We start from the raw sequence: 18,580 nt of genomic DNA on the forward strand, positions 1-18,580 counted from the left end.
CTAAACCGTGGTGGGCCGGAAGGTCCCGGCCTGGAAGCTGGGGAAGGACTTGGTGGTGCTCTGCCCAGCTGCCTTGAAGCCGCTCAGGCCGCCATCGACGCTGGCCACCTGGCGCACGCCGCTCTTCTCGAGGATGTAGGAGACCAGGGAGGTGCCCAGCACATCGTTACCGTCGGAATAGACGAGCACCGAATCCCGGTTGGAGATGCCGGCCTGGCTCAGCAGGCTGGCCAGTTTGGCGGGGCTCCAGATCTGGAAGGGCAGGCGGCCGTTGGGTCCGCGGAAGGCCTGCTCCAAGAGATGCACCGCCCCGGGCACGTGGCCGCCGATGTAGGAGAGCGGCGGCACCGGGCGCACGTCGAGGACCTTCCAGCGCCCCGAGCGGGCGGCGGCGGCGGCCTCCTCGGGAGAGAACACCTGGAAGCTGGTGCCCCCCGGCGCCAGGGTGGTCACACCGGTGCTGGCCTGGGCCGGAGCGGCGGAGATGGCCCGGGTGATCGGCGCGTCGCCGAGGGCGAAGCCGGTGGCAACTAGTGCTGCAGCGGTGGCGGTCCCGGCCGCGACCGAGAGCAGCAGGCGCCGGGTTGGGCGGGAGGTCTGCGGGAACATTGAACGCAAAGGCGACCGATATACCGATGTTTAATTGATAACCCCGCTGGGGCCCTGTGTGTTCAACCACGTCTGGGTGTATCCCGACGAATCGGGGTAACGTCCCTGCGACCTTGCAAACAAGCCATGCACTGGCGTCCCCGTCTGCTGGCCTTCTCCACCTCCCTGCTGGTGGGAGCCGGCGCCCTGGTCGGCGGAGCCGCCCTGGCCACCCCGGCCGGATCCCTGCTCAAGGGCCTGTCACTGCCGCTGCCCAAGCCGGCCGCCAGCCTGTTCGCCGCGAACGCCATCGGCCAGACCAGCCTCAACACCCAGCTGCCCGGCAAGCCGGAGGAGCTGCTCGCCAAGGTGAAGGCCTCCCTGGCCAAGCAGGGCTACAGCGAGCGCAAGATCAACACCGTGGTGGGCCCGTGGGGCTTCAACCTGGTGCTGGATCCGCCGGCTGGAACCAAGGTGGATGGCACCGCCGAGGGCAAGGCGGCCGCGCTGGTGCTTCAGGCCACCGCCCTCGGCCCCAACCAGCTGAACCTCAACGTCCGCTTCGAAGGGCTCTGAGGGGTCAAGGACCAGAGTGGCCCCATGGACAGCAAGCCAGCCCCCAACTGGTGGGCCCGCAACTGGAAATGGCTGGTGCCGGCCGGCTGCCTCACGGGGGTGGCCGGGCTTGCCGGCTTCATCGCTCTGATCGTCGGCCTCGTGTTCGGGCTGATCAAATCGACCACGCCCTACCAGCAGGCCCTGGCCAAGGCCCAGAAGGATCCGGTGGTGATCAGTCGGCTGGGCGCCCCGATCAATGGGGGCTTGCTGGTGTCCGGCAGCGTCAATCTTTCCGGTGGCACGGGCCAGGCCAACCTGGCCATTCCCCTGCAGGGGTCCAGGGGCAACGGCACCCTGTACGTGGAGGCCCGCCAGAGCGCCGGCACCTGGACCTACTCCACCCTGACGGTCCGACCGGACGGCGCCGGTGAACCCATCAGCCTGCTGCGGCCCTCGCTCTGAATCGAGCGACGGGCAGCGGCTCAACCCGCGGCCACCGCCACCGGGGCGGCATAGAGGGCCTGGAGGCCCGCCTCGCTGGCCGGCGCCACGCCCCGCTCGGTGATCAGGGCCGTCACCAGGCGGGCGGGGGTGACATCGAAGGCGGGGTTGAAGCCGTCGCTGCCGTCGGGCACCAGCTGCACGCTGGTGGGCTCCCCTGCGGCGGGCTTGCCGGCGATGCGGGTCACCTCCAGGGGGGAACGGGCCTCGATCGGGATCTCGGCCACCCCGTCGGCGATCGACCAGTCGATGGTGGAGGCAGGCAGGGCCACGTAGAAGGGCACGCCGTTGTCGTGGGCGGCCAGGGCCTTGAGGTAGGTGCCGATCTTGTTGCAGACATCGCCGCAGCGGGTGGTGCGGTCGGTGCCGACGATCACCGCGTCCACCTGGCCGTGCTGCATCAGGTGCCCGCCGGCGTTGTCGACGATCACGGTGTGGGGCACCCCCTCCCGGCCCAGCTCGAAGGCCGTCAGGCTGGCCCCCTGGTTGCGGGGGCGGGTCTCGTCAACCCACACGTGGATCGGCAGGCCGGAGCGGTGCGCCTTGTAGATCGGCGCCAGGGCCGTGCCCCAGTCGACCGTGGCCAGCCAGCCGGCATTGCAGTGGGTGAGCACGTTCAGGGGCTGGCCGCGGCGCTCCTCGGGGCGGCTGGCGGCGATCTCCTGGAACAGGCGCAGGCCGTGGTCGCCGATCGCCTCGCACATGGCCACGTCCTCCTCGGCGATGGCGGCCGCCTCGGCCTTGGCCGCCTCGGCGCGCTGCTCCGCCGCCAGGGGCAGCACCTGGGCCCGCACCCGCTCCAGGGCCCAGCGCAGGTTGATGGCGGTGGGGCGGGTGGCGTCGAGGCGCTCGAAGGCCGCCGCCAGGGACGCATCGGAGGGGTCGGCCTGCAGGGCCAGCATCAGCCCGTAGGCCCCGGTGACGCCGATCAGGGGAGCCCCCCGCACCACCATGGTGACGATCGCCTCGGCCGCCTCCTCGACGCTGGTGAGCGAGCGGGTCAGGAAGCGGTGCGGCAGCAGGGTCTGGTCGATCACACCGACCGAGCGGCCGCCCTCCTCCAGCCAGATGGTGCGCCAGGGCCTGCCGTCGATGTTCATGGGGGTGCGGGGGGTGCGGGCATCGGCCCCATTGTTTCGCCCTGCTGCCCAGCGGCGCCGGGCGGGGACGTGAGCCAGAACACCACGGCAGGAAATGATCAGAAAACCAACCTAAAATCGGCGAAACCCATCCCTCCAGGCCATGGCGTCGAATCCGGTCACCTGGTTTGAGCTGAACGTGCACGACATCGAGCGGGCCAAAGCGTTCTATACGGCCGTGTTCCAGGTGGAATTCCAGGACTTCTCCAACCCAGAGATGGCCTACTGGTGCTTCCCGATGGATGACGGGCAGGTGGGCGCCGGTGGGGCATTGATGAAGATGGCGGGGTGCGAACCGGGGAAAGGCGGCACGATGGTGTATTTCAATTGCGACGATTGCGCGGTGGAGGAAAGCCGCGTGGTGCCCGCTGGCGGCACGGTGTGCCGGCCGAAGATGGCGATCGGCAACTTCGGCTTCATCTCCGTGGTCATCGACACGGAGGGCAACCCAATCGGGCTGCATTCGCTGCGTTAGCCGAAGCCACCAGGGTCAGGCGGCGGAATGAAGGCCTCCTGTTCTGGCGGTTGTCGGCGTTGGAACGCAGCCTTCAGCTCGGGCAGCGGTATCCCTTGTCGTTGAACAACACCAGGCAGGCATCCGCCACCTCCGGGTCGTAGAGAATACCGCGGTGGTGGGTGATCTCCTCGAGAGCGGCAGTGAGGCCCAAGCCTGCACGGTAGGACCGGTGGAAACACATCGTCTCAACCACGTCGGCCACAGCCAGGATCCTGTCTTCCATCAACAATTGATTGCCGGGCAGGGCGTCAGGGCATCCACTTCCGTTGATGTGCTCGTGGTGTTCCAAGTGGCACTGCACACCTAAGCGGCCAGGCTCGTCAATCCGCCCGGCCAGGGGAACTACAGGTGCCGCCGATGTTCATCGCGTGGTGAGCTGGGAGGTATTCAGTTGATGCAGAGCGGATGACCTGCTTATGCGTTGCGGATACAGCACTGATGAAGGCGTAGAGGCAGGAGCATCTGGTGGCGGGAAGGAGCTGGGAGCCTTTCCAAGTGCATACCCCTCGCGGGATGGTCACTGAGCGGACCATTGTTTCAGCATGCCATTCGTGCACGAAACCTTCCTGCAGCAAGCCATTCATTCAGCGGGCAGCGCGTGCTGCGCTGCTGCGACGGCCATAGACAATGGCGCCGAAACCGGTGACATACATCAACAGGCTGTAGACGGCGGCTGGTATCGCCATCTCCGGGCTGTTGAGCAGGCCGGCGGTGATGGCGATCGCCAGCGTGCCGTTCTGGAGGCCCACCTCGATCGCCAAGCAGATCCGCTGAGCTGGGGGCAGACGAAACAGACGGCCAGCGAAGAAACCCGCCAGCATCGCCAGCAGGTTGAGCATCAGCACAGCGAGGCCCACCTGCGCCAGGAAGCCCGGCAGCCTGGTGCCCTCCCGTGCGAGCAACAGCACAATGATGAGCGCCAGCAGCCCCGCCGCCAGGCGGCTCATGTGCGGCTCGAGACGTCGCGCCGTTCTGGGGAAGCGCCGGCGAATGATCATGCCGATCGCTGTAGGCAAGAGGGTGATCAGGAAGATCTGCAGCATGGTGGATCCAATCGGCAGGGAAATCGCCGCCTGCGCGTTGAGAAAATGCTGCAGTGCCAGGTTGGTGAACAGCGGAATCGTGAACACGGTGAGGATGCTGCTCACGGCCGTGAGAGTGACCGACAACGCCACATCACCCCGCGCCAGATAGGTGAGCAGGTTGGAGGAGGGGCCACCAGGACAGAGCGTCAACACAATCAGACCCACCGCAATCGTCGGCTGCATGGGCACCACCAGGGCCACAAGAACGCCGATCAGCGGCAACACCAGGAGCTGGCACAACGTACCGATGGCCACAGCCTTGGGATCACGTGTGATGCGCTGAAAATCCTCAGCCACCAGGCTGAGCCCCATGCCCAGCATCACGATCGCCAACGCAAGCGGCAGCAGAACCGCCGTGAAGATGGTGCTCTGCATCAGCCGCTGCTGGTCAAGAGAGGAAAGAAGTCAGCCGGCCTAGACCCTAATCCAAGCCCTCACCGGGCTCACGTACAAGCCGGACCTGAGGCGCGGGCCTGGGGTGCTTTAGCGATCCAGACAAGAGGCCGCAGGCAGTGAGCAAGCTCTGGCGATCACCCTGAAGGGAGCTCATGAAAGCGCATCAGGAGACCAAAGCCAGAAACCTCATCTGAGGTCAAAACCAGGAGCCAATCCTGTGTCAGGACGTCCTGAGTGTGCCCAGGGGCGATACCCCCTGGCCTCCCCGTGGCCATCCTCCAGCCAACAGGTGACCAACCTTTGACCGAGCCGCAGCCAACCGGGGGCGACCCCGTGGCCAACCGCAAGGAGGCTACTCAAGATGTTACGAACCTCCCATCTGCGAAGGATGAAGCTCAATAGGAATGGCATGGCCACCTGCACCTAGCACGACGGGAATGGTTCCAGGGAACAGAGCTGGTTTGACGAGAAGCAGCCAGTCAGTCAGTTTTCCGGAGATAATCCGGAGCTTGATCATCACTGTGGGCATGGCCATAAACAACACCCGATGGGAAGTACTCGGCATCGAACTGCACCTTGCCGGCCACCTCCTCACCCGCCACCTCAGCAATGAAGCGCAGCGTGAGATCAATACCAGCAGAAACACCCGCAGAACACCAGATCATTCCATCCCGGGTGAATCGCTCCTCCACCACCTCCACATCGCCAAAGGCACGCAAACGATCCAGCGAGGCCCAGTGAGTGGTGGCTCGCTTGCCGGCGAGCAGCCCCGCCGCCTGCAGCAGAAAAGCACCGGTGCATACGGACAACACCGCCTGACAAGAGCGGGCCTGCTCCGCCACGAACTCCAGCAGGCAAGTGTTGAACACTTCTACGCGGGTTCCCTGGCCGCCCGGTACCAGCAAGACATCGAGTGCTGGGCACGCCTCGAAGGACACATGCGGATTGATCGACAGGCCATTGGCGCAGACCACCGGCTCCAGCCGCTCCGCCACGGTGAGGCAGCTGCTGGGGCCACCGTCATGCTGCTTCCAGAGCGAGAACATCTCCCATGGGCCGATCACATCGAGCTCTTCAACCTGAGGAAACACAAGAAGGCCGATGTCCATGGAGAAACCTGCAGGTGAAGGTCTGGGCCTGAAGCTGGGAGCAAGGGCATACCCACACGGACGCCCCTCGTGAAGCCAGCCGGCGGCAAGCGCTCCGGCCTGGACGACAAAGGACGCTCCTCTTCATCATCGTCAATGTCGCCGACCGAGACGTGTGCCTGCATTCCCATCGAGGACTTAGCAACAGTCTTGTTATAGAGGCTGGCCCCAACGCTTGCAAGAAAGACAGCGAGCAACCAGCCTGCAACAAGCAAGCCAATATCCTCCTCTCTGCTGTCAGGGAAGTGGTACCCAATCAACGCGATCGCCATCTGCGCGAACCCTTCAGCAACCCCTCATCCATGCCAGTCTCCATGCTGAATCATGGCGATCACGACAGCAGCGCTGAGGCTCAGGGCCTGGAACAGAGATGGCCAGGCTCAGGGTCATTGCGGAATGCCAAAAAGACAAGAACCGGTGGAAGCGAGAAGCCACACGGATCCGTCAACAGGGTGGCATCAGAACCTCATTGGAAAATGGTGAATCCAGATCGGTGGCATGCACGTGCACATCGGGATCGGCGCAGAGGATAGCCACCAGGTCGTTGTGCAATGTTTCGGCAGCTTCATCGGCACCGGTGTTAACGAAGCGAAAGCGACGCCAACTCCACCGGCTTGTGGGAGTAGCCCCATCGCCGAGGTAGAGCTCCAGGCTGCCATCAGCACAGGCACGCCCATAAACACACACACCAAAGGTGAAGGGGTAGCCGGCCAACTCCACCCACCACCCCCAGTCTTCACAACAGAAGAATGGAGCAAGGTATCCAAGTTCCCACAGTCTGTCAGTGAGATACTCCGCCAGGGCCTTCCCATAGGTGCCTTCGTTGATGATCTGATCAGCTTCTCCTGGAAGAATGGAGAACTTCGCAGATGTGATGTGGATGAAGCGGGTCATCGGCAGGTCACCACCTAGAGCCGGCAGTCAGGCATCGCACCGCGACAACGCCAAAAAAACTCCAAGCCTGAATCCAGAAATGACCTGAACCATGGCCCTCGCCTGCCCCGAAGCGAGATCCAAACAATCGCCTCAAGCCTTCCGCCTGACGTCGTCCGAAAAGCCCCTGAATTGACCTCACCAATGACCTCACCGATGACACCCAGGGTTCACCGAATTGAAGGTGATTGCGAAACGAGTGGCTCAAAAGAAGCCTGAAGCAGCGCCGGCCAGAGCCATCAGCCTGCAAGTCCACACCACTCACATCGCCAGCTCGGGCGTGGCAGCCCATCAGCGGGTTGTCCAACGGGGATCAAGATGCGGGTCTTCGCCCTGAGCCGCTTGTTCAGCGGAGACGGGCCTAAACCCATCGATGTATTCGAAACGATCAACAACATGCCCTTGCATGAAGGCACGTCCAGACGTAGGGCAACGGCGAAACTCCCAGGTGTGCTCAATGCGGGCCTTCAGGAGCTGGCTGGTTGGACTGTTCTCAGGGCGATGGCGATAGGTCCACAGCATCACCGTCCTGGCCATGGTGAAAGGCTCCTGAACCGCCACATGGATGGAGGTGTAATCGTGAATCTCATCGAAGAATCTTCTCTTCGCGATCTGATGGGCTTCAAAATCCGCGTAACCAACCCATTGCTTATCACCAAAACGCATGTAGAAGCCATCCGTGGCAATGACAGGCAGGAACGCAGACAACCCCACCTGCAGATCGTGCAGACGTCCCCACTCCAGGATGATTGAACGGGCCTCGTCTTCAGAAACGGGTTCCAGTGCGGGCACGGGAAAGAGGGTTGACACAGTCTCTGGATGCTAGCTACGCGATTCACTCCCGTCGGGGTCGACGGCGCGTGCCTGAATGCCATGCAAGCGTGAAGCAGCACACAGAGATCACGGCTGCACGGGTCAAGAGCGCAGCGTAAAGCCCATGCCTCCACTGACGGCACTGTTCGTTCATCACTGAACAACCGAAGGCTAGCCGCCAGGAGCAGAGGCCTGATGTCTACACTTGAGTCGCTGGTCAGGCGAGAAGTGTTGCTTGAATCGATGTGCTGAGTGGAGTCGTCGGACGGCCGATCAGTCTGCTCAAGGTTCTGCTGTCGTCATACAATCCACCCTGAGCAGCGCCAGTGTCTGACTCCGCCAGCATCATGGCAAAGGGCGGCGGGAAGCCGGCACCTTCCAGCGCTTGGCTGTAGTCAGCCTGAGACATGTTCTGATAGCAGACCGGCTTGTGAGCCTGCCGGCTGAGCTCGTCCGCAAACTCCGTCAACGTGTAAGCCTCATCACCTGCCAATTCATACACCTTGCCAGCCTGATCATCGGCCAGCAACACAGCAGCATCGGCAGCTGCGTAATCAGCGCGCGTTGCCGAAGCAATTCGGCCTTCACCCGCGCAGCCCATCACGACACCGTAGCCAAGGGCGGCCGGAATGCTGGCGAGATAGTTCTCGGTGTACCAGCCATGCCGCAAGACAACGTGGGGAACTCCAGCGTCTTGCAGGAGGATTTCCGTCTGGTGATGTTCTGCCGCCAGCGGAAGCGGGCTCACATCAGCGTGCAGAAGGCTGGTATACGCCAGCAGCTTTACACCCACAGCTTTGCAGGCATGGATCACGTTGGCATGCTGCGGCACGCGGCTTCCAACCTCACTGCCGGAGATCAACAACACTTTGTCGGCACCGGAAAATGCGGCGTCCAGAGTGGAGGGCTGGGCGTAATCCATCTGCCGAACCTGTACACCAAGGCTGGCGAAGCCAGCAACGCTCTGAGGGTTACGAACCGCGGCCACCAACGCACTGGCCGGAACCGATTGCAACAGCTCACGCACAACCAACTGCCCAAGTTGCCCCGAGGCGCCCGTCACAACAATCATGAAGTCAGCTCGTTCCTTTTGGTCGGCAAGGTCACCGTAATGTGAGACACTAACAAATCGCAAGTACCAACCAAAAGGTAAGTGCATGAGCGTCTTCCCTGCCCAGCCCGACACGCTGAGCCAGCGGCTCGACAAAGGCGATCTCTTCGCCCAACCCTGCCCCTCGCGCGACATCCTCAAGCACGTATGCAGCCGCTGGGGAGTGCTCTGCCTGCTATCCCTGCGCCAGGGTACGCATCGGTTCAGTGAGCTCAGACGCAAAATCGGTGGCGTCAGCGAGAAAATGCTGGCCCAGAGCCTCCAAGCTCTCGCAGACGATGGCTTTGTCCTGCGCGTGTCCTATCCGGTGGTGCCTCCATTCGTGGAGTACAGCCTCACGCCCTTGGGAGAAGAAGTGGCCGAGCATGTCGCCACCTTGGCCAACTGGATTGAAGTGAATCTGCCACGGGTGTTGGAGGCCAGAACACACGTGTCCACGCCCTGAAGAGCCTCAATGGAAAGCGGCCCTGATGATCTGCGCCGAACCAGCAACGTTCACGTCCTCAGATCTTTCAAGCCACCAGATCCTTCCAGTCACCAGATCCTTCGAGCCATCCGCACGGCGTTCCACACCAGCCACCTACGCTCCCTCCACAAGCTGCGGGAGGCCTCACCGGCAGCCCAGTCCTGAGCCATGGACCTTTTCGAGCGCCAGTGGAGCACCTACCGCCGCGTGGTTGACCACGACCTGATGGAGCACAAGGCGCTCTCGGCAGCCACCACAGCGGCGATCGAAGGCTGGCTGGCCCAGCGGCCATCAGGGTCGCCGCTGCCCCGGATGGTGGATCTGGGCTGTGGCGATCTGGCCCTGCTGGCGCCGCTGCTGCGGCGGCTGCCGCTGGGGTCGTACCTCGGGATTGATCTTGCCGCTCCCGTACTGCCCCTGGCCGCCGCCCAGCTGCAGGGGGTGCCCTATCCCTGCGCCTGGCGTGAGCAGGATCTGCTCTCCTGGGCGCTGGAGCCGGCCGGCGACGACCCCGGCGCCAGCGCCGCCGCACCGGTGGATCTGATCCACACCTCCTTCGCGGTGCATCACCTCACCACGCCGGAGAAGGCCCGGTTTCTGGCGGCCTGCCGCGCACGCCTCGCACCCACCGGCCTCCTCCTCTGGGCCGATGTGTTCCGTGAACCGGGCGAAAGCCGCGAGGCCTATGTGGCCCGTTACGTGCAGCGCATCTCGGACGGCTGGCAGGCGCTCGCAGCCGAAGAACGGCAGCGGGTGATGGATCACCTCAGCCGCTTTGATCACCCCGCCGACGCGACCGCGATCCAGCACACGGCAGAAGCGTGCGGCTGGCGATGGCAGTGGCTCTGGCGTGGAAGCCACCGCGCCGAAGCCCTGGCCCTGCTCACCCCCTGCTGACCGGCGGCCGGTGGTCAGCCGTGCTCCTTCAGAAACTCCACGCTGCTCTGCAGTTCGTCGGCGAAGCGGTCGATTTCTTCGAAGGTGGTGGTGAAGGCCAGGCTGGCGCGCGCCGTGGCCGACAGGCCGTAGTGGCGATGCAACGGCTGGGTGCAGTGGTGGCCGCTGCGGATGCAGATGCCACCGGCATCCAGCAGGGCCGAGAGGTCGTTGGCATGCAGGCCCTCCACCGTGAAGGCGGCCAGGGCGCCGCGATCGGGTTGCTGCTCCGGCGTGGGGCCGAGGACCGTGAGCCCTTCGATCGCCTGCAGCCGCTGGAACAGGTGGCGGGTGAGCCCCTGCTCCCAGGCGTGGATACGCTCCAGACCAATGGCATTGAGGTAATCGAGCGCGGCGCCCATCCCCACCGCTTCACCGATCGCCGGGGTGCCGGCTTCAAACTTATGGGGCAGCTCCGCCCAGGTGCTGACGTCGAGGCCCACATCCTGGATCATCTCGCCGCCGCCCAGAAATGGCGGCATCGCCTCCAGTAGCGCCTCGCGGGCCCAGAGGAAGCCCATGCCGGTAGGGCCGCAGAGCTTGTGCGAAGAGCCCACCAGGAAATCAGCGCCCAGCGCGGCCACGTTCACCGGCAGGTGCGGCAGGCTCTGGCAGGCATCCACCAGCAGCAGAGCACCGGCCTGGTGCGTGAGCTGGGCGATCGCCGCGATCGGATTGAGGCAACCGAGCGTGTTGCTGATCTGCACCACGCTCACCAGCCGCGTGCGTTCATTGAGCAGACGGCTGAAATCCTCCATGTCGAGCTCGCCGGTGTCGGTGAGGCCTGCGTGGCGCAGCACGGCTCCGGTGCGGGCCGCCAGCAGCTGCCAGGGGACCAGATTGCTGTGGTGCTCCATCACCGTGAGCAGGATTTCGTCGCCGGGCCGCAGGAATGCATCCCCCCAGCTGCGGGCCACCAGATTGATCGCCTCGCTGGCATTGCGGGTGAACACGATCTCCCTGGGGGTGGCCGCAGCGATGAAGCGGGCGGTCTTGTCGCGAGCGCCTTCAAACGCATCGGTGGCCCGGGCGCTCAGCTGGTGGGCGCCGCGGTGCACGTTGGCATTGTCGTGGGAGTAGTAGCCCTGCAACGCCTCCAGCACCTGCCGCGGCTTCTGGCTGGTGGCGGCGTGATCGAGATAAATCAGCGGTTGCCCCAGGCAGGCCTGCTGGGCGAGCAGCGGAAAATCGGGCCGGGTGAGCGCCGCCAGGTTCTCGCCCGGGGCGGTCCCAGTCGCCGCAGCGGCAACCCCAGAGGCCATCGCGCCTGAAGCACCATTCGGCTCGGTGCCCGGAGCACCGTTGGGCTCCGTGGTGGCTGTGGTCAGCGAGGGAACGGTGACGGGCATCGGGGTCAGGCCTCCGCGAGCAGACGCTTGAGGGGCTCCCACCCTGCCGCCGCCGGCGGCAGATCGCGTAGCACCTCCTGGCAGAAGCCCCGCTTGAGCAGCCCCGCGGCCACGGCGGCACTGATGCCCCGGCTCTGCAGATAGAAGAGTTCGTTCTGCTGCAGACGGCTCACCGTGGCGCCATGGGCGCAGCGCACGTCGTCGGCAACGATCTCGAGCTCGGGCTTGGTGTCGATGCGGGCCTGGTTGGAGAGCAGCAGGTTGCGGCTCAACTGGGCGGCATTGGTGCGCTGGGCCAGCCGCGGCACCTTCACGGCGCCGTTGAACACGCTGCGGCCGTGGCCGTCGGCGATCGCCTTGTGGAGTTGCTCCAACTGCCCGTCGGGCCCTTCGAACACCACCCGGCTGTGGGTGTCCACGCGCTGGTGCTCTTCAGCCAGCTGCAGGGCCTTGAGGCTGGTGAAGGCACCGCCCTCGGCCTGGCTCACCCGCGGCTCGAAGCGCGCCAGCGCCCAGCCGCGGCTGGCCCACACCGATTCCAGACGGCTTTCGATCTCCTGCTCCACCGCCAGATGGCCCAGGAAACAGGCCTCGCCCGTACCGAACGCCAGCAGACCGTGGCGCAAAGTGGAGCCACGTCCCAGCCGGGCCTCACACACCAGGCTGCTCAGGCATGGGCCATCGCCCAGCTGCACCTGGAGCACATTCAGGCTCGCCTTCTCCTCGAGCAGCAGCAGCACCCGCACCGGGGTGAGGCGCTGCCCGATGGGGTGAGTGCCGGGTTCAGCTGCGCCAGAACGATTCGCGCCCGCCACACTCACCAGCTCCAGCGTGGAAGCCACCGTGCCGCTGACGCGCAACGCCAGGCAACGGGTGGCGGTGGCCTGGTTCAGTTCCACCGGCCAGTGGGCCTGGCAGCCGGTGGCCGCCAGGGTGTGGCCCAGGGCCAGCGGCCATTCGCCTTCGCCCAGCAGCGACAGGCCGGCAGGCAGGCTCTGGCCGGCCAGGGGATCACTGCGGCCATCCAGCAGCAGCCGCACCGTGTCCGGCGCCGGTGGGGGCAGGGCGCTGGCAGCGGCAGGGCTGTCAGTGCCGCCGGAGCTGCCGGCTGTGGTGGCGGTGCCGTCGAACACCGCCAGGAGGGGAGCCAGGTCGGTGAAGCGCCAGTCTTCGTCGCGGCGGGAGGGCAGCGGCTGACGGGCCAGGGCTTCGCGGCCGCGCCACTGCACGGTTTCCAGCTCGCCTACCGGCGCATCGAGCGCGTCGAGGAAGCGCTGGGTCCAGGGGGCGGTGGCCACGCCCTGGGCGGCGGCGTCAGTGTCGGAAAGGGACGCCATCATCCGGCCACCTCGGCAACGCTGCGCTGCTCGGATGCCAGTTCGGCGTCGACCCAGTCGTAACCGCGCTCTTCCAGTTCGAACGCCAGTTCCTTACCGCCGGTACGCAGGATCCGCCCGGCCGCCATCACATGCACGTAGTCGGGGATGATCACATCCAGCAGGCGCTGGTAGTGGGTGATCAGCAGCGTGGCGTTCTCCGGGGTGGAGAGCTGATTGACGCCGGCGGCAACGATGCGCAGGGCGTCGATGTCGAGGCCGGAATCGGTTTCATCGAGGATCGCCACCGACGGCTCCAGCAGCGCCATCTGCAGGATTTCATTGCGCTTCTTCTCGCCACCGGAGAAGCCTTCGTTCACACTGCGCTCCAGGAAGGCGGGGTCCATCTTCACCACCTCCAGCCGCTCGCGCACCACATCTTCAAAGGCGAAGGTGTCCAGTTCTTCTTTGCCCAGCTCACTGCGACGGGCGTTGGTGGACACCCGCAGGAACTCGAGATTGCTGACCCCGGGGATCTCTACGGGGTATTGAAAACCGAGGAACAGACCGATGCGGGAGCGCTGCTCCGGCTCCAGATCAAGCAGATCAGCACCCCGGTACCGCACGCTGCCACCGGTGACGGTGTAGGCAGGGTGGCCGGCCAGCACCTTGGACAGCGTGCTCTTGCCGCTGCCGTTCCGGCCCATCACCGCATGGATCTCGCCGGCACGCACCGTGAGGTTCACACCCTTGAGGATCGGCTGGTCCTCCACGCGCGCATGGAGATCCACGATTTCAAGCAGAAGATCAGCGTCGGGGCGAATCACGGGCAGGGGGGCAGGGGAGAACGGGGTGGGGAGAGGGAGCGGGGCCGCCAGAGAGGCGGCGGAGCTGAGTGGCGGCGATCAGCCCACGGAGCCTTCGAGCTTCAGGGCCAGCAGTTTGTCGGCTTCGGCGGCAAACTCCATCGGCAGCTGGTTGAACACATCGCGGCAGAAGCCACTCACCATCATCGACACCGCCGCTTCGAAACCGATGCCGCGGCTCTGCAGATAGAACAGCTGATCGGCAGAGATGCGACAGGTGCTCGCCTCATGCTCGACCGCGGCATCCGGCTGCTGGGAGCGGATGTAGGGGTAGGTGTTGGCGGCGGCCTGGTCGCCGATCAGCATTGAATCGCACTGGCTGTAGTTCTTGGCGCCCACGGCCTTGGGGCCGATCTGCACCAGCCCCCGGTAGCTGTTCGACGACTGACCGGCACTGATGCCCTTGCTCACGATCGTGGAGCGGCTGCGGGGGCCCAGATGGATCATCTTGGTGCCGGTGTCGGCCTGCTGGCGGTTGTTGGTGAGGGCTACGGAGTAGAACTCGCCCACTGAATCAGCCCCCTGCAGAACACAGCTGGGATACTTCCAGGTGATCGCTGAGCCGGTTTCCACCTGGGTCCAGCTGATGTGGCTGCGATCGCCGCGGCACTGTCCCCGCTTGGTAACGAAGTTGTAGATGCCACCCTTGCCGTGCTCATCGCCGGCATACCAGTTCTGAACGGTGGAATACTTGATCGAGGCATCATCGAGGGCCACCAGCTCCACAACGGCGGCGTGCAGTTGGTTGGTGTCGAACATCGGGGCGGTGCAGCCCTCCAGATAGCTGACCGATGCGCCTTCCTCCGCCACGATCAGGGTGCGCTCGAACTGGCCGGTGTCACCGGAGTTGATGCGGAAATAGGTGGAGAGCTCCATCGGGCACTCCACCCCCTTCGGGATGAACACGAAGGAGCCGTCGCTGAACACCGCCGAATTGAGAGCAGCGAAGAAGTTGTCGTTGCTGGGAACCACCGTGCCGAGATAACGGGCGATCAGTTCGGGATGGTCTTTCACCGCCTCACTGATCGAGCAGAAGATCACGCCGTGCTCGGCCAGCTTCTCCCGGTAGGTGGTGGCGATCGACACGCTGTCGAACACCGCATCCACAGCCACATTGCTGAGCCGCTTCTGCTCGCTCAGCGGAATACCGAGCTTGTCGAAGGTTTCCAGCAGCTTGGGATCCACCTCATCAAGACTGGCCTTCTTTTCCTGCTGCTTGGGCGCCGCGTAGTAGATCAGCTCCTGATAATCGATCGGGGCATGGCCAAGGGCTGCCCAATCGGGCTCAGTCATGCGCAGCCACTGCCGGTAGGCCCGCAGGCGGAAATCCAGCAGGAAGGCGGGCTCGTTCTTCTTGGCCGAGATCAGCCGCACCACGTCCTCGCTGAGGCCCTTGGCAATCTTCTCGGTTTCGATGTCGGTAACGAAGCCGTACTTGTACGGCTGGCTGACCAGATCACCAACGGTAGGCGCTGTGGACATGACGGAGGCCTCCTCAGCCGGCTGTATGGGAAAGAATCTCTTCGGTGCTGATCGTCTGCTGGTCGCCGCGGAAGGGATTGTCTTCGGTGAGGAAGAGCATGCAGTGGCACTCCTTGCGTTCCCGCATCGGCACGCAAGGGCAGTTCCAGAACGCCTGGGACACTTCCGCCTGCTTGTCTTCGTAGTGGCGGCAGGGGCAGAGGGCGCCGCCCAGCTGGTCTTTGTGGCGGGCGAGGCCTTCCAGGACCACGGCGGTGACGCCGGGATCGCTGCAGAAGTAGGTGCCGGTGCGCTGGGCGTAGGTTTCGGCAAACTTCCGGATCACCTCCAGGCTTTCGCTGGTGGGGGCGGAGGGGGCGGAAACGGATTCGGGCATGGGCTCGGCGGGAAAGCGGGCGAAAGGCTGGTGGCTGGCCTGAAGCGGGGATCGCGGCAAGGGTTTCGCGTGGCCGGCCCCCTTCGAGAAGAAGAAGAGACCCGCTCGCCGGAAGCGATCAACCAGAGGCGATCTAGTGGCGGGAAAGAGCTACGCGAATTACGAAACCAGGAAGTTTCGTTAATCACCTGAGCCTAGGACAGCGAGACCGCCGGCCGGTGATCCGCGCGCATCACCGGTCACTCTCCCCCAGTCGCCAGCGGAGCGTGGCAAGGTGTGAGGAAGGTTGCGTCTCGCCAGACCGGCCTGCTTTTCCATGCCTTCCACCACCCAGGCCCCCACCCGCGAGGCGGTGCTCACGCTGCTGATGCGTCTCGGTGAGGCCACAGCGGCCCAGCTCGCCGAAGCACTCTCGGTGTCGGTTCAGGCGATGCGTCGCCATCTGCGCAGCCTCGAAGAAGAAGGCGTGCTTGAAGCCAGCCCTACGCCCGAAGGTCCAGGCCGTCCCAGCAATCACTGGCGCCTCACCCGCCAGGGCCACGATAGCTTTCCCGACAGTGGCGAGAACTTCGCCATCGGCCTGCTGCAGTCGATGGCGGCGAGCATGCCCCGCGATGCCATCCAGACTCTGCTGAAGCAGCAGGCGGTCGCCAAGGCCAGCGTCGATCGACGCCTGATCGGCGAAGGCAGCCTCACCGAGCGGGTGCAGCGGCTGGTGGAGCTGCGTCGCCGCGAGGGCTACATGACCGAATGCCGCCGCGACGGCGACGGGCTTTCCTGGTGCATGAGCGAATTCCACTGCTCCGTCTCCCGCATCGCCGACCAGTTCCCGCTGATCTGCGACCAGGAGCTCCAGCAGATCCGCCACACCTTCCCCGATTGCACCGTGGAGCGCGTCCACTGGCGGTTGGAGGGCGGCCACTCCTGCGGCTTCCGGCTCACCCCACGCCCCCCGGCCGCCCCCACCAGCTCCAGCGACACCCCCGGTGATGGCTGAGGCAGGCCCACTCAGCCACGACGACCTGGCCCTGCTCGAAGCCAACCTGCTCCCCGCGCTCGAACGCCACCACCTGCGGCTGCTGGCCCACAGCCTGCGCAGCCTTCAGGAGATCGCCGGCCGCCGCGACGGCGCCCTGCCCAGCCAGCCGGAGCGGGAGCGCTGGGTCAACAACCATCCAGTAGTGGCAGGTGATCCCGGCTTTCGTCAGGCTTTCCTGACGGAACTCGATCGCGCCGCCTGCCAGCTCGACGCCCTCGCCGGGGCCCTGGGCCGCGCGCCGCTTTCGCTGCAGCTCGACGACCTGATCACCTGGGTCGATGGTCTGGCCCGCGCCCGCGTCACCGCGTCATCGCCGCAGCCAGGTTCCCCAGCGCCCCCGTCACCAGGCTGACCCCGGCCAAAGCCAGCACGGCGGCCACCAGGCCCCGCCAGCCAGGCGTGTCGCCTTCCAGCCCCGCCAATGGCAGCGCCATCACAGGCGCCGTGGCCAGCAGCGCCACGGCCAGACCGCCCGGCAGGTGCTGCAGGGCGGTCTGCTGCAGCACGATGCCCGCGCTGGTGCCCAGCAGCGTGGCCAGCAGCACCAGCGGCCAGCGCCGCCAGCCCAGCCGGGGCCGCTGGCCAGGGAGCGGCAACCGCCACAGCAGCGGCAGCATCACCACGGCTGCGGCCGCCAGACGCAGGGTGGCCGATTCCAGGGGAGTCAGGGCCGAGGCCCGCAGCGCGGCGCGGGCCAGCAGGGCGCCCGTGCTGCCGCACAGCAGCGCCGCCAGCGCCAGGGCCAGGCCAAGCCGATCCCGCTGCGGCACCAGTGGGGTGGCAGGGGCCTGTCGCGCCACCAGCAGTACCGACAGACAGATCAGCCCCACCCCCAGCCACTGCACCAACGTGGGCACCTCTGCCAGGAACACCACCCCGCCAAGCATTGCCACAGCCGGGCCGCCGGCATCGAGGGTGAGGGTGCGGCGGGTGCCGAGCCGGCGCAGGGCCGCCAGATACAGGCTGTCGCCCAGGGCAATCCCCACCACACCGCTCAGCACCAGCAACGCCAGCGGCAGGGGCGCGACGCGCCAGGGACTCAGCAGCACGAGCGGCAGCAGCGTCGCCACCGCCAGCAGGTTCTTCACCAGGTTGAGCTGGGCAGCGCTCAGCGAGGTGGGCAGCTGCCGCCAGAGGCTGCTGGAGGCTGTCCAGCAGAAAGCGGCGGCGAGGGCGGCCAGAACTCCCGTGATGGCCACCGGCAACAGTCGAGGTGGACGGATTGCGATCATCGCTGTAGCCGTCCAACCGCCGTGACCGTTCCGATCGCCGATGCCATCAGCTTTTTCCGGCTGAGTTGCGGCCGCTGGCGTTCCCAGCGCACCAGCCACCACCTGTTGCATCGACGCGCCGAGGGGGGCGGCTCGCTGATCCAGGTGGTGGACGTGAGCGCCGACGATCCCCGCCTGGTGGCGATCGCCGAGCTGCATGGCCAGGATCCCGGCGCGCTGGTCGGGGGCTGCCAGGTGCGCTGGAGCGGTTCGATGGATTGGGATAAGGCCGGAGAGGAGCACCAGGGGGAGTCGGTGTTCGGCCTGATCCCCACCGATGCCCACGGGCGCGAGGGCCTGCTGCTGCGCGACCGCGGCTACGCCGAAACAGCCCCGGTGGCCGGGCGGTTCTGCATGGATGAGCGCGACGGCCTGCTGCTCACCACCGCCTACGAAACGATGAGCTCCCTGGAGCGCTTCTGGTTCCCCAACCCGGATCTGCGCCTGCGCACCAGCACGGTGGAGGGGCTTTCGAACACCGCATCCTTCTGCATGGAAACCCGCTGCCGCGACGACAACGCCCCAGGCAGCGAGGCCGCCGGGGGGGAAGCAGCGTCGGTGGGGGCCGTAACCGGCGATGGAAACGAGAGGCTGTCCGCTTTCGGCTGGTGAGCCGCCGATGTCGCAAACGTTACGGACTGTGAGCCCTGCCCCTTCGCTGACGGGGTCCGCGGGGCCTCACTTCTACGA

General features: G+C 65.5%; 23 protein-coding genes. 8 read left to right on the forward strand and 15 right to left on the reverse strand.

Annotation, left to right across the window (positions count from 1 at the left end; genetic code table 11):
• Window positions 1-609, reverse strand: coding sequence for a sulfurtransferase (locus tag ACWJI3_RS14550; RefSeq protein ID WP_480204031.1), 609 nt, complete (start codon window positions 607-609; stop codon window positions 1-3).
• Between the two features lie 126 nt (window positions 610-735).
• On the opposite strand from ACWJI3_RS14550, the gene ACWJI3_RS14555 reads away from it, so the two are divergent.
• Complete coding sequence (locus tag ACWJI3_RS14555; protein ID WP_480204032.1) at window positions 736-1,164, forward strand: hypothetical protein; 429 nt, start codon at window positions 736-738, stop codon at window positions 1,162-1,164.
• A gap of 24 nt (window positions 1,165-1,188) precedes the next feature.
• Entirely contained in the window at window positions 1,189-1,608 is a 420-nt protein-coding gene (locus ACWJI3_RS14560) for a cytochrome c oxidase assembly factor Coa1 family protein (protein WP_094512598.1), read from the forward strand.
• Between the two features lie 20 nt (window positions 1,609-1,628).
• On the opposite strand, the gene mtnA is transcribed toward ACWJI3_RS14560, so the two are convergent.
• The gene (gene mtnA, locus ACWJI3_RS14565; protein WP_480204033.1) at window positions 1,629-2,747 is read right to left on the reverse strand and encodes an S-methyl-5-thioribose-1-phosphate isomerase; all 1,119 of its coding nucleotides are present in this window, start codon (window positions 2,745-2,747) and stop codon (window positions 1,629-1,631) included.
• Between the two features lie 142 nt (window positions 2,748-2,889).
• On the opposite strand from mtnA, the gene ACWJI3_RS14570 reads away from it, so the two are divergent.
• Entirely contained in the window at window positions 2,890-3,261 is a 372-nt protein-coding gene (locus ACWJI3_RS14570; protein WP_094512593.1) for a VOC family protein, read from the forward strand.
• A 73-nt stretch (window positions 3,262-3,334) separates the two neighbouring features.
• On the opposite strand, the gene ACWJI3_RS14575 is transcribed toward ACWJI3_RS14570, so the two are convergent.
• The 7 genes from ACWJI3_RS14575 to ACWJI3_RS14605 all read right to left on the reverse strand — a co-directional run bounded on the left by ACWJI3_RS14575 (window position 3,335) and on the right by ACWJI3_RS14605 (window position 8,837).
• Window positions 3,335-3,604 carry an HD-GYP domain-containing protein gene (locus tag ACWJI3_RS14575; RefSeq protein ID WP_480204034.1) on the reverse strand — a complete coding sequence of 90 codons (270 nt, stop codon included), beginning with the start codon at window positions 3,602-3,604 and terminating at the stop codon, window positions 3,335-3,337.
• 283 nt (window positions 3,605-3,887) lie between these two features.
• Entirely contained in the window at window positions 3,888-4,763 is an 876-nt protein-coding gene (locus ACWJI3_RS14580) for a bile acid:sodium symporter family protein (RefSeq protein ID WP_480204035.1), read from the reverse strand.
• Window positions 4,764-5,263: 500 nt separating this feature from the next.
• Window positions 5,264-5,893, reverse strand: a complete 630-nt coding sequence (locus ACWJI3_RS14585; protein WP_255140723.1) for a DJ-1/PfpI family protein — start codon at window positions 5,891-5,893, stop codon at window positions 5,264-5,266.
• Complete coding sequence (locus ACWJI3_RS14590) at window positions 5,845-6,204, reverse strand: hypothetical protein (RefSeq protein ID WP_480204036.1); 360 nt, start codon at window positions 6,202-6,204, stop codon at window positions 5,845-5,847. The genes ACWJI3_RS14585 and ACWJI3_RS14590 overlap by 49 nt, the downstream gene beginning before the upstream one ends.
• Window positions 6,205-6,376: 172 nt before the next feature.
• Window positions 6,377-6,826, reverse strand: coding sequence for a hypothetical protein (locus tag ACWJI3_RS14595; RefSeq protein ID WP_480204037.1), 450 nt, complete (start codon window positions 6,824-6,826; stop codon window positions 6,377-6,379).
• A gap of 330 nt (window positions 6,827-7,156) precedes the next feature.
• Window positions 7,157-7,657, reverse strand: a complete 501-nt coding sequence (locus tag ACWJI3_RS14600; RefSeq protein WP_255101019.1) for a hypothetical protein — start codon at window positions 7,655-7,657, stop codon at window positions 7,157-7,159.
• Window positions 7,658-7,895: 238 nt separating this feature from the next.
• Window positions 7,896-8,837 (reverse strand): SDR family oxidoreductase, encoded by a 942-nt coding sequence (locus ACWJI3_RS14605; RefSeq protein ID WP_480204038.1) that lies wholly within the window; start codon window positions 8,835-8,837, stop codon window positions 7,896-7,898.
• Here ACWJI3_RS14605 and ACWJI3_RS14610 point away from each other — a divergent pair.
• Complete coding sequence (locus tag ACWJI3_RS14610; RefSeq protein ID WP_094512572.1) at window positions 8,836-9,234, forward strand: winged helix-turn-helix transcriptional regulator; 399 nt, start codon at window positions 8,836-8,838, stop codon at window positions 9,232-9,234. The two genes, ACWJI3_RS14605 and ACWJI3_RS14610, sit on opposite strands and share 2 nt — an antisense overlap.
• Window positions 9,235-9,423: 189 nt before the next feature.
• Window positions 9,424-10,152: a class I SAM-dependent methyltransferase gene (locus ACWJI3_RS14615; RefSeq protein ID WP_094512567.1), complete on the forward strand. Its 729-nt coding sequence runs from the start codon at window positions 9,424-9,426 to the stop codon at window positions 10,150-10,152.
• Window positions 10,153-10,166: 14 nt separating this feature from the next.
• Here ACWJI3_RS14615 and ACWJI3_RS14620 read toward each other — a convergent pair whose 3' ends face one another.
• The 5 genes from ACWJI3_RS14620 to ACWJI3_RS14640 all read right to left on the reverse strand — a co-directional run bounded on the left by ACWJI3_RS14620 (window position 10,167) and on the right by ACWJI3_RS14640 (window position 15,580).
• Window positions 10,167-11,453 (reverse strand): SufS family cysteine desulfurase, encoded by a 1,287-nt coding sequence (locus tag ACWJI3_RS14620; protein ID WP_255140718.1) that lies wholly within the window; start codon window positions 11,451-11,453, stop codon window positions 10,167-10,169.
• Window positions 11,454-11,545: 92 nt separating this feature from the next.
• Window positions 11,546-12,880 (reverse strand): SufB/SufD family protein, encoded by a 1,335-nt coding sequence (locus tag ACWJI3_RS14625; RefSeq protein WP_480204039.1) that lies wholly within the window; start codon window positions 12,878-12,880, stop codon window positions 11,546-11,548.
• Window positions 12,877-13,683 (reverse strand): Fe-S cluster assembly ATPase SufC, encoded by an 807-nt coding sequence (sufC, locus tag ACWJI3_RS14630; RefSeq protein WP_094512561.1) that lies wholly within the window; start codon window positions 13,681-13,683, stop codon window positions 12,877-12,879. Before sufC ends, ACWJI3_RS14625 begins: the two co-directional genes overlap by 4 nt.
• A gap of 78 nt (window positions 13,684-13,761) precedes the next feature.
• Window positions 13,762-15,204: a Fe-S cluster assembly protein SufB gene (gene sufB / locus ACWJI3_RS14635; protein WP_480204040.1), complete on the reverse strand. Its 1,443-nt coding sequence runs from the start codon at window positions 15,202-15,204 to the stop codon at window positions 13,762-13,764.
• Between the two features lie 13 nt (window positions 15,205-15,217).
• Window positions 15,218-15,580, reverse strand: coding sequence for a ferredoxin-thioredoxin reductase catalytic domain-containing protein (locus tag ACWJI3_RS14640; protein WP_094512789.1), 363 nt, complete (start codon window positions 15,578-15,580; stop codon window positions 15,218-15,220).
• Window positions 15,581-15,896: 316 nt separating this feature from the next.
• On the opposite strand from ACWJI3_RS14640, the gene sufR reads away from it, so the two are divergent.
• Window positions 15,897-16,577 carry an iron-sulfur cluster biosynthesis transcriptional regulator SufR gene (gene sufR, locus ACWJI3_RS14645; protein ID WP_255140716.1) on the forward strand — a complete coding sequence of 227 codons (681 nt, stop codon included), beginning with the start codon at window positions 15,897-15,899 and terminating at the stop codon, window positions 16,575-16,577.
• A complete protein-coding gene (locus ACWJI3_RS14650; RefSeq protein ID WP_094512548.1) occupies window positions 16,570-16,971 on the forward strand; it encodes a hypothetical protein in 402 nt (133 codons plus the stop codon). The genes sufR and ACWJI3_RS14650 overlap by 8 nt, the downstream gene beginning before the upstream one ends.
• Here the strand turns inward: ACWJI3_RS14650 and ACWJI3_RS14655 are convergent.
• The gene (locus tag ACWJI3_RS14655) at window positions 16,919-17,851 is read right to left on the reverse strand and encodes a DMT family transporter (protein WP_094512544.1); all 933 of its coding nucleotides are present in this window, start codon (window positions 17,849-17,851) and stop codon (window positions 16,919-16,921) included. The genes ACWJI3_RS14650 and ACWJI3_RS14655 overlap by 53 nt on opposite strands.
• Window positions 17,852-17,872: 21 nt before the next feature.
• On the opposite strand from ACWJI3_RS14655, the gene ACWJI3_RS14660 reads away from it, so the two are divergent.
• Entirely contained in the window at window positions 17,873-18,502 is a 630-nt protein-coding gene (locus tag ACWJI3_RS14660) for a phycobiliprotein lyase (protein ID WP_094512540.1), read from the forward strand.
• Window positions 18,503-18,580: the final 78 nt, after the last annotated feature.

The sequence above is a fragment of the Marcopretia estuarina LEGE 06307 genome (assembly GCF_056633115.1).